This is a genomic window from Curvibacter sp. GW821-FHT01G03, from assembly GCF_059422285.1.
In genome coordinates this window covers 89908-99920 of sequence record NZ_JBWKWP010000021.1, presented here as the reverse complement: position 1 = coordinate 99920, position 10013 = coordinate 89908, and the positions used below count along the sequence as shown (strand labels likewise).

At 65.9% G+C, this 10013-nt stretch carries 7 protein-coding genes; 3 read left to right on the top strand and 4 right to left on the bottom strand.

The features are described from left to right. Positions 1 to 482: 482 nt before the first annotated feature. Complete coding sequence (locus tag AC07VS_RS24815) at positions 483 to 1058, bottom strand: 5-formyltetrahydrofolate cyclo-ligase (RefSeq protein WP_019575970.1); 576 nt, start codon at positions 1056 to 1058, stop codon at positions 483 to 485. Between the two features lie 9 nt (positions 1059 to 1067). Between AC07VS_RS24815 and AC07VS_RS24810 the strand changes: the two genes are divergently transcribed. Both AC07VS_RS24810 and AC07VS_RS24805 read left to right on the top strand, forming a co-directional pair. Further along, positions 1068 to 3086: a lytic transglycosylase domain-containing protein gene (locus AC07VS_RS24810; protein WP_494752309.1), complete on the top strand. Its 2019-nt coding sequence runs from the start codon at positions 1068 to 1070 to the stop codon at positions 3084 to 3086. A 123-nt stretch (positions 3087 to 3209) separates the two neighbouring features. Further along, complete coding sequence (locus tag AC07VS_RS24805; RefSeq protein ID WP_494752308.1) at positions 3210 to 4982, top strand: alkaline phosphatase D family protein; 1773 nt, start codon at positions 3210 to 3212, stop codon at positions 4980 to 4982. A 10-nt stretch (positions 4983 to 4992) separates the two neighbouring features. On the opposite strand, the gene AC07VS_RS24800 is transcribed toward AC07VS_RS24805, so the two are convergent. Together AC07VS_RS24800 and AC07VS_RS24795 are read right to left on the bottom strand one after the other, a co-directional pair. Beyond that, positions 4993 to 5910 carry an MBL fold metallo-hydrolase gene (locus AC07VS_RS24800; protein ID WP_494752307.1) on the bottom strand — a complete coding sequence of 306 codons (918 nt, stop codon included), beginning with the start codon at positions 5908 to 5910 and terminating at the stop codon, positions 4993 to 4995. A 14-nt stretch (positions 5911 to 5924) separates the two neighbouring features. After that, entirely contained in the window at positions 5925 to 7619 is a 1695-nt protein-coding gene (locus AC07VS_RS24795) for an AMP-binding protein (protein WP_494752311.1), read from the bottom strand. Between the two features lie 177 nt (positions 7620 to 7796). Between AC07VS_RS24795 and AC07VS_RS24790 the strand changes: the two genes are divergently transcribed. Continuing rightward, a complete protein-coding gene (locus AC07VS_RS24790) occupies positions 7797 to 8708 on the top strand; it encodes an esterase/lipase family protein (protein WP_494752306.1) in 912 nt (303 codons plus the stop codon). 152 nt (positions 8709 to 8860) lie between these two features. Here the strand turns inward: AC07VS_RS24790 and hppD are convergent, their stop codons facing one another. Beyond that, positions 8861 to 9997: a 4-hydroxyphenylpyruvate dioxygenase gene (gene hppD / locus AC07VS_RS24785; protein ID WP_492348849.1), complete on the bottom strand. Its 1137-nt coding sequence runs from the start codon at positions 9995 to 9997 to the stop codon at positions 8861 to 8863. Positions 9998 to 10013 lie beyond the last annotated feature (16 nt).

Here is a 10013-nt window from a genome sequence, read left to right as displayed (position 1 = left end):
AAAGGCGGGTGCGGGCGGGCTTGCGAAGGCACTGGCGAAATCAGTGAACCTTGTGCATCCAGCGGCGCTGGTGAGTCGGTGTTGGTTGTGTCGGGCAGAGCGTCTGTGCGGCCCCGCGCTGCGAAGCAGCCGCGCCCTCCGAGTGAAACGAACAGGCGCCGCTGCGCAGCAGCAGCCGTCGGTTCCCGACCCCCACCTCCCGTTGGGCACGGCGAGCAGCGCAGACTTGGGCGGAAAAAGGGCTCGCGTCTGTTTGAGCGTAGCGAGTTTAGCGAGACCCCGCCCAAGTTGAGCAGCGCAGCGGACCCTGCGCAGCAGGGCGTGCACGTCGGGTCGCCTTTCTTTGCTTACTTTCTTTGGCGAGACAAAGAAAGTGAGGCGCCCGCCGGGGCGCAATCCCGGCCTCCGACCTTCAACAAAGAGCAGAAGGAACAGAGCGCAGCGGCACCACAAGATCCCTCACGGCGCCTGCAGCAAACCCCTTACCCCACCGGCCAAACCACCCCGTTGTCATTCAAGATCGCATCCAGCGGCTGGTCATGCGCCTCGGGCTCGAAGTCGGGCAGAAAGCCCTGGGTGTAGCCCAGGCCCACCGTCACCGGGCGGGGCTCCAGGGCGGCCAGGGTGCGGTCGTAGAAGCCGCCGCCGTAGCCCAGGCGGTAGCCGCCAGGGCCGTAGCCCACGCAGGGCACGAACAGCAGGGTGGGCACGATCAGCTCGGTGTCCTTCGGCTTGGGAATGCCGTAGGCGTCTTCTTCCATGGGGCAGCCCGGGTACCAGGCGTGGAAGGTCAGCGTCTTGTGCACCTTGTCCACCACCGGCAGGCCGATGCGGCGCAGCTGGGGCTCGCCCTGCAGTTCGCCGTCTTCCTTCCAGCGGTGCAAGGCGGGCAGGGGGTCGAATTCGCCCTTGATGGGCCAGTAGGCCCCAATGACCTGATCGGTGCGACCAACCAGCCAGATGCGCATCACGCGCTGCAGCAACTCGGCGCGCTGTAGCCTGTCTGGCAGGTTCAGTCGTTGCTCAATGAGTGCCTTGCGAACCGCTAACTTGTCCATAATTCCCTCATGTATCTAAAGAAGATTTTGACACCGCTTCTGGTGTCTCTGGTTTTGAGCTGTTCAGCCGCTGGGGTCTGGGCGCAAACCGGGGGCCTGGCAGGGGCCTCGATGGCGGGCCAGAACCGGGCCGATGACGTGCTGGTCGACATGAGTCAGGCCTTTCGCAAAGGGGATCGCAAGAAGCTGGCCCAGTTGCTGCCGTTGGCACGCGGCCACGCGCTGGAACCCTGGGCCGCCTACTGGGAGCTGCGTGCCCGTCTGAACGAGGCCAGCGCCGATGAAGTTGAGGCCTTCATGGCGCGTTATGTCGGCACTTACCAGGAAGACCGCATGCGGGCCGACTGGTTGCAATTGCTGGGCCAACGGCGCGACTGGGAGGGCTTTGCGGCGCAATACCCGCTGTACCGCATGGGTGACGACCGCGAACTGCGCTGCTATGCGTTGGCGGTGGACTACCTCAAGGGCGTGGCGGCACCCGGTGCGGCCGAAGAGGTGCGGCGCCTGTGGCACGGCCTGCGCGAGGCCGAAGATGGCTGCACCCTGGCAGCGGACCGCTTCTATGCCGGCAAGCGTTTGACTGCGCTCGATATTTGGCGCAAGGCACGCCTGGCCACCGAGGCCAACCGGCCTCGCGCCGCCCGCAACGCGGTGGGCGTGGTGGCGCCCGAGGTCTTGCCCGAACTGGGCCTGATCAACGACAGCCCGGTGAAGTTTTTGGCCAAGCGTGCCGCGGCCCCGAGCCGGGTACGGCAAGAGCTGGTGGTGCTGGCCCTGATCAAGATCGCGCTCAGCGACCCCGACGCCGCCGCCACCCTGTTGGAAACCCGTTGGGCCGTGCAGCTGTTGCCCGAAGAAGAGCACTGGGTGCTGGGCGTGATCGGCAAGCAGGCTGCGCTCAAGCTCGATCCGTCGGCCGCGCGCTACTTTGGCAAGGTGAACCGCGACACCGACCTCAACGATGATCTGCTGGGCTGGAAGGTGCGCGCCGCGCTGCGGGCCGGCCAGTGGCGCCAGGCCCTGGGCGCTTTGCGGGCCATGAGCGAAGAGGCGCGCCAGGAAAGCATCTGGGTCTACTGGCGGGCGCGGGCCCAACTGGCCCTGGCGCGCAACGAGGCCGAGCGCCGCGAGGCCTTGCAGCCCCTGCAGGCCATTGCCGGCCCCCGTGGCTTCTACGAGCAACTGGCGCTCGATGAGCTGGGCCAGAAGCTGGTGCTGCCACCGGCACCTGTGCCCTTGTCGCCCGAAGAGAAAGAGGCGGCGCGCAACAACGCCGGCTTGAACCGGGCCCTGTACGCCATCGCCATTGGCCTGCGCTCCGAGGGCAACCGCGAATGGAACTACAGCACCAACCTGCACAGCCCGGGGGGCATGGCCGAGCGTGACCTGCTGGCCGCTGCCGACCTGGCCTGCCAGCGCGAGGTGTGGGACCGCTGCATCAACACCAGCGAACGCACCCGCAGCGTGTTCGATGCCAGCCAGCGCTACCCCATGCCTTTCCGGGACCAGGTGCTGCGGCGCGGGCGCGAGATCAACCTCGACCCCGCCTATGTGTATGGCCTGATCCGCCAGGAAAGCCGCTTCATCATGGACGCCCGCTCGGGCGTGGGCGCCTCGGGATTGATGCAGGTCATGCCGGCCACCGCACGTTGGACGGCCAAGAAGATCGGCCTGGCGGGCTTCACCCCCGACCAGCTCTCTGACCGTGACACCAACATTGCCATCGGCACGGCCTATCTGAAGCTGGCGCTGGACGACTTTGGTGGCTCGATGCCCATGGCTGCCGCGGCCTACAACGCCGGGCCGGGCCGGCCGCGCAACTGGCGCAACGGCCCCATGCTGGAGGCCGCGATCTGGGCCGAGAACATCCCCTTCACCGAAACCCGCGACTACGTGAAGAAGGTTCTGGCCAATACCACGGTGTACGCCGCCTTGATCACCGGGCAGCCCCAATCGTTGAAAGGTCGGCTGGGCCTGGTGGGCCCGCGTGACCAAGGCGTGCCCGACCCCAGTACTGATCTGCCCTGAGCGCGGGCCTGCGCGCCCGTGCCCTGGCGGGGGGCGGAACCTCCGTCCATCTGTCTGGTTTCACGCACCTGTCATCGCAGGCATCCATGCTGCGTGCTCATTCCATCTTCAAGAGCACCTCCCATGGATCGCCGCCAATTCCTGTCCCGTTCTGCCTTCTTCACCGTGGCTGCCGCCTCCCTGACCGCCTGTGGCGGGGGCGGTGGGAGTGAAGGGGTTGGCACTTACCAGTTTCCCCAGGGGGTGGCCAGCGGCGACCCGCGTGAAAGCAGCCTGGTGTTCTGGAGCCGCTGCGTGCGCGCCACGGGGGCTGGCGCTGACATCAACGTGCGTCTGCAGGTGTCTACGTCGGCCCAGTTCATCAACTTGCTGGCCGATCTGCCCCTGGTGGCCAGCGCCACCTACGACAACACGGTGCGCGCCAAGGTCACCGGCCTGCCAGCGGCCACGCCGCTGTACTACCGGTTCCTGGCCGGCAATGACGTCAGCGCCGTGGGCGTGGGCAAGACCGCCCCGGCCAGCACGGCCACGCTGGCGCAATTGCGCTTTGCCTGGTTCACCTGTCAGGACTGGAGCGTGAACCACTGGGCTGCCATGAGCCTGTTGGCGGCCGAGGACCTGGACTTTGTGGTGCACCTGGGTGACTACATCTACGAGACCGTGGGGGCCGCCTTCCAGAGTGGCGCGGCCGAACCCGCGCACGCCCGCATCAGCCTGCCCGACGGCACCAAGCTGAGCGACGGCACGGTGTATGCCACCACGTTGGCCGACTACCGCACCCTCTACAAGACCTACCGCGGTGATGCACGCCTGCAGGCCATCCATGCCAAGTTTCCCATGATCGCCACCTGGGACGACCACGAGTTCAGTGACGACTGCTGGCAGGACCACCAGACCTACACCAACGCCAACCTGCAGCAGACGGCCCGCCGCCGTGCTGCCAACCAGGCTTGGGTGGAGTACCTGCCGGTCGACTTCGGCGATGTGTCTTTCGACAGCGCCAATGCGGCTTTCAACAACCTGCGCATCTACCGTGACTTCCGCTTTGGCACGCTGATGCACCTGGTGATGACCGATGAGCGCCTGTACCGGGACGACCATGTGGTGGACGAGGCCACCATTGCCGCGGCCCAGGGGCACGACCCCATCAATGGCAGCGACTCGATCGGGGCCCGTTACTTTGTGCAGGTGCCGGTGCTGCAGCAATTCGAGGCGCTCAAGACCCAGGCGATGGGGCGCGTGCCGTCCATCCTCGGCACCCCCCAGACCGCGTGGTGGAAGCAGACCCTGTCGAGTTCCAGTGCCACCTGGAAGGTGTGGGGCAACGAAGTGATGCTGAGCCGGCTTTGGCTGGATCTGCGGGCCAGCGCGCCGGCCCCGTACAACGCCCAGTACGTGGTGAACTGTGACGGCTGGGATGGCTACCCCAGCCACAAGGCCGATCTGCTGGGCCACATCACCAGCAACAACATCCAGAACGTGGTGGCCATCACCGGTGACCTGCACGCCTTCCAGTGCGGTGTGGTGCGCGACAAGCCCGACACCAGCACCGGTACGCCTGCCGTGGTCGATTTTGTGAGCGCCGGCATCAGCAGTTCCAGCTTCTACAGCTATGTGAAAGCCGGTGCGGGAACCACCCCTTTGGCGGCCCTGGTCACCTCGCCCGCCGTGTTTGACGCCGTGCTCAAAGGCAACAACCCCGACTTCGCCTATGTGGATCACGACGCCCAGGGCTATGCCTCGGCCACCCTCACGGCCAGCAGCCTGCAAGTGATCTACACCAAGATGAAACCCCTCACCAGCAGCGGCACGGTGCCCGACAGCCCAGTGCTCAAGCGCACCCGCATCACCCTGGCCGCGGGCAGCAAGACGCCGGTGGTGACGGACAACATCTGAGCGCGCTGGCTCAGGCGTTGAGCAGTTGCTGCCCTTGCAGTCGGGCGGCCCCCGAGGCCACCAGTTGGTCGACCAGGTCGGACAGCCAGGCCTGCGCGGAGGTGCCCCCACCGTGCCTGGCGGCTTCGGCCATGTAGGGGGTGTGCTCCATCCATTGGCGCAACTCGGTGAGGCTGATCTCCTGCCACTCGAGCAGCTTGAACTTCAGCAGCACCTTGGTGGCGTATTGCTGGTGGCGCTCAGGGGTGCGCACAAAGCCGTCCAGCCGTCGGCGTGCCGTGGCCAGTGCGCTCGTCACGTCGTGGAAGACGGCCCCATGCCCCGGTATCACGGTGCGGGGAGTCAGGCGCTCGATCAGGTCCAGGGTGGCGGCCACTTCGTCAAAGGCGGGCACGCCGTCGAGTTCGGGGAAGACCACGCCAAAGCCGTTTTCCCAGAGCGCATCCGCCGAGATCAGGGTGGCGCTGGCGGGCTCGAACAGGATCACCGAGTGCGGGTCATGCCCTGGCGCCGCATGCACCTGCCAGGTCTGCAGGCCCAGCACCCGTTCGGTATCGGGTTGCAGCAGGCCGTCAAAGCCGAAGCGCGGGCATTGCTGGCCGGTGTGCTGGTAGCTCAGTCGGTTTTCGTCCCAGCTGCGCACGGCCTCGGCTTCGCCGGGTGGGATCCAGGTCTGCAAACCCGGGTATCGGGCCTGCAGCGCTGCATTGCCGCCGCAGTGGTCGCTGTGCAGGTGCGTGTTGAGCAACTGCACCAAGGGGCGCGGGCCCAGCGTCGATTCGACTAGGGCCACCGTCTGGTCGCTGTGGCTGGCGTAGCCCGTGTCGACCAAGGTGGCCCCATCGGGCCCGTCAAGCAGGATGTTGTTGGCCGACAGCCAGCCGCGCTCGAATACGCTGACGCCCGGGGGCAGGGTGGGGCCCTCCATGGGATGCCTCGGGCTCAATGGGCCGCAGCGCTGCTGCGCAGCTCGCGTCGCAGGATCTTGCCCACATTGGTCTTGGGCAGCTCGGTTCGGAACTCGATGTACTTGGGGTGCTTGTAGCCGGTGAGGTTCTCGCGGCAGTAGCGGGCCACATCGTCTTCGGTCAGCGCCGGGTCGCTGCGCACCACGAAGACCTTGATCGATTCGCCCTGCTTGGCGTCGGGCACGCCGATGGCGGCACATTCAAGCACGCCGGGGCACATCGAGATCACTTGCTCCAGTTCGTTGGGGAACACATTGAAGCCGCTGACCAGGATCATGTCCTTCTTGCGGTCGATGATGCGGGTGTAGCCCTTGTCGTCCATCACGCCCACATCGCCGGTGCGCATGAAGCCGTCGCTGGTGAAGGTTTTGGCGTTCTCGGCGGGCTGCTGGTAGTAGCCCGTCATCACATTGGGCCCCTTGATGCAGATCTCGCCCGATTCACCTTGCGGCACGGTGTTGCCGGCGTCGTCCTTGATGGCAATGTCGATGCTGGGCAGGGGCAGGCCGATCGAGCCTGAAAACACGGTGCTGTTGACTGGGTTGTTGGTGCCGATGGCGCAGGTCTCGCTCATGCCCCAACCTTCGATCATGGCCGAGCCCGTGGCTTGCTGCCAGGCCTTGGCCGTGCCCTCGGCCGCGGCCATGCCGCCGGCCTGCGAGATGCACAGGTGCGAAAAATCAAGGGTCTTGAACTCGGGGTGTTGCAGCAGGGCGTTGAACAGCGTGTTCACCGCCGGCAGCATGTGGAAGGGGCGCTTCTTCAGCTCCTTGATGAATTTGCCGATGTCGCGCGGGTTGGGAATCAGCGTCAGGTGCGAGCCTTGGCGGATGGCCAGCAGGCACAGGGTCAGCGCGAAGATGTGGTACAGCGGCAGGGCGGCAATGCCGTTGATCTGGGTCGGGTCGCCAATGCGGGCCAGCGCCGGTTTGAACCAGGCATCGGCCTGCAGGGTGGCGGCCACAATGTTGCGGTGGGTCAGGGTGGCGCCTTTGGACAGGCCGGTGGTGCCGCCGGTGTACTGCAGAAAGGCGATCGAGTCGAGGTTGCTGTTGGCAGGTTGCAGCTTCAAGCCGCGTCCCTCGGCCAGGGCTTGGCTGAAAGCCACCACGCTGCGGCCGGGCGTCAGCGGGATCTGATAAGGCGGCACCATCTTGGCCAGGTGGCGCACGGCAAAGGTGATCCAAGCGCCCTTGAGGCCGCCCAGCAGGTCACCCATCGAGGTCATCACCACCTGCTTGATCGGCGTCTTGTCGATCACTGCCTGCAGGGTGTGGGCAAAGTTCTCCAGGATGATGATGGCACTGGCCCCTGAATCCTTGAGCTGGTGCTCCAGCTCGCGTGCGGTGTAGAGCGGATTGACGTTGACGCAGGTGTAGCCGGCGCGCAGCACCGCCGCCATGGTGACCGCGAATTGCGGGATGTTGGGCAGCATGATGGCCACCCGAGCCCCGGGTTCGAGGCCGCGCGATTGCAGCCAGGCGCCCAATGCCGCCGACAGGGTGTCAAGCTCGCCATAGCTCATCCACACGTCCATGCAAACCGAAAACGGCTTGTCGGCAAATTTGCGGAACGATTCCTCCAGCAGGTGGGGGACCGAACGGTATTGCTCGGGGTCAATCGTTTGGGGCACGCCGGCCGGGTAGTGCTGCAACCAGATTCTGTCCATCATGTCTCTCCTTGGCGCCCGATTTTGGCTGCACCGCAGCAAGCGTGGCTACGGGGCTTGTCCTAGGGGCGGGGCTTCAGTCGTCGCTGAGGCGACAGCTACAGACCGTTGTGCCCCCCAATGCACTGCGTGCCATCATTGGTGAATGAAATCAGATCCATCCGGGGTGATCCGCCCATGATCGCCAGATTGCAAAGAATGATGTTGTGCTGGGGCGCCCTGCTGGTGGCTTGTGCTGTTGGGTGGTGGTGGCCTCAATCGCCGTGGGCGATCGCCGCCACCCTGCTGGGGCTGCTGGCGCTGAATCCGTTGGCCCTGGGCCTGGAGTTCATGATCATGGTGCAGGTCAACCGCAGCGACCCGGCGCCCAGGGCCTCCTGGTGGCAGGTGCTGCAGGCCTGGGTGACCGAGGTGCGGGCCTCCAGCCGCGTGTTCGGGCTCTGGCAGCCTTTTCAGGCCGAGGCCTTGAGCGATCGGCTTCCGCCCGCTTGCCAGCCCGGGCCGCGCGGTGTGCTGCTGATCCATGGCTATTTCTGCAACCGGGGTGTCTGGACCCCGTGGATGCAGCATTGCACGGCGGTGGGGCGGCCTTTCGTGGCACTCAGCCTGGAGCCCCCCTTCGGCTCGATCGATGTTTATGCCGCGCAGGTGGAGCGCGCCGTGACGGCCCTCACCGAGGCCACAGGCCGTGCCCCCGTCATCGTGGCCCACAGCATGGGCGGCCTGGTGGCCCGCGCCTGGTGGCGGGCCAGCGCAGGGCCCGGCGAAGCCGCCCGTGTGCACCATGTGATCACCCTGGGTACCCCGCACCAGGGCACCTGGCTGGCCCGCTGGGCCCACACGGCCAACGGCCGCCAGATGCGCCGGGCCAGCCCTTGGCTGCAAGCCCTGGCCGCCCAAGAGCCGCCCGAACGCGCCGCCGCCTTCAGTTGTTTCTATTCGAACTGCGACAACATCGTCTTCCCGGCCCACACCGCCACCCTGTCCGGCGCCCAGGCCCACTTCGTGCCCGGCATCCCCCACGTCGCCCTCGCCACCGACCCCGGCGTGCGCACCCAGGTGATGGCCTTGATCAAAGCGATGGATTGAGGCGTGGCGGCATTCCCAAGGGGCCGTCAGGCCCCCTTCTGAATTCAGCGAGCTTTAAACGAAGCTGTCAGGCCGGCGTCTGGCAGCCCCAAGGCGGCCTGCGGCCCCCCAGGGGGGTAGGAAGTGACACGCAGTGCACGCCCGTGGGGGCCTCAGATCACCCCGCGCCGCATCTGATCGAGTTCGATGGATTCGAACAAGGCCTTGAAATTGCCATTGCCGAAGCCGTCATCGCCCTTGCGCTGGATGAACTCGAAAAAGATCGGGCCCAGTTGGTTTTCGCTGAAGATCTGCAGCAGCAGGGCGTCCTTCTTGCCATCGATCAAGATCTTGCGCTGATGCAGCTCTGCCAAGTCTTCGCCGTGGCCCGGGATGCGCTTGTCCACCAGTTCGTAGTACGTGTCGATGGTGTCGAGCAGCCGCACCTGGTTGGCCTGCAGGCCATCGACGGTGGCGTAGAGGTTGTCTGAGCCCATGGCGATGTGCTGGATGCCTTCGCCGCGGTACATGTCCAGGTATTCCTGGATCTGGCCAGGCTTGTCCTTGCCCTCTTCGTTGATCGGGATGCGGATCTTGCCGCAGGGGCTGGTCATGGCCTTGCTCTTCACGCCGGTCACCTGGCCTTCGATGTCGAAGTACTTGACCTCGCGGAAGTTGAACAGGCGCTCATAGAAGTCGGCCCATTCATGCATGCGCCCCCGGTGCACGTTGTGCGTCAGGTGGTCGATGTAGGTCAGGCCCACGCCGTGGGGGGCCAGGGCTTCTTCGGTGCTCAGGCCGGGCAGGGGCTCGAAGTCGACGTCAAAGAAGCCGATGTTGCCGATGGCGCCTGGCTGGGCGCCGTTCTTGCCGCGCCAACGGTCCACCAGGTAGATCAGGCTGTCGCCAATGCCCTTGATGGCGGGGATGTTCAGCTCGCCCGGGCCTGCCACGCCGGCATAGCCCCAGGCACCCAGGCCGACGGCGCGTTCGTAGGCGGCCTTGGCGTCCTGCACCCGGAAGGCAATCGCACACACGCTGGGGCCGTGCAGCCGCGCAAAGCGCTGGGCAAACGAATCCGGTTCGGCGTTGATGATGAAGTTGATCTCCCCCTGACGGTACAGGGTCACGTTCTTGTGGCGGTGCCGAGCCACCGGGCGAAAGCCCATGCGTTCAAACACCAGGCCCATGGCCACCGGATCGGGGGCCGCGTATTCAATGAACTCAAAGCCGTCGGTGCCCATGGGGTTGTCCCAAGGGGTGAAGGGGGCCACGGTGGACGTGGCGCTGGCGGGCAGGGGGGCATTCATCGGTCTGTCTCCATCC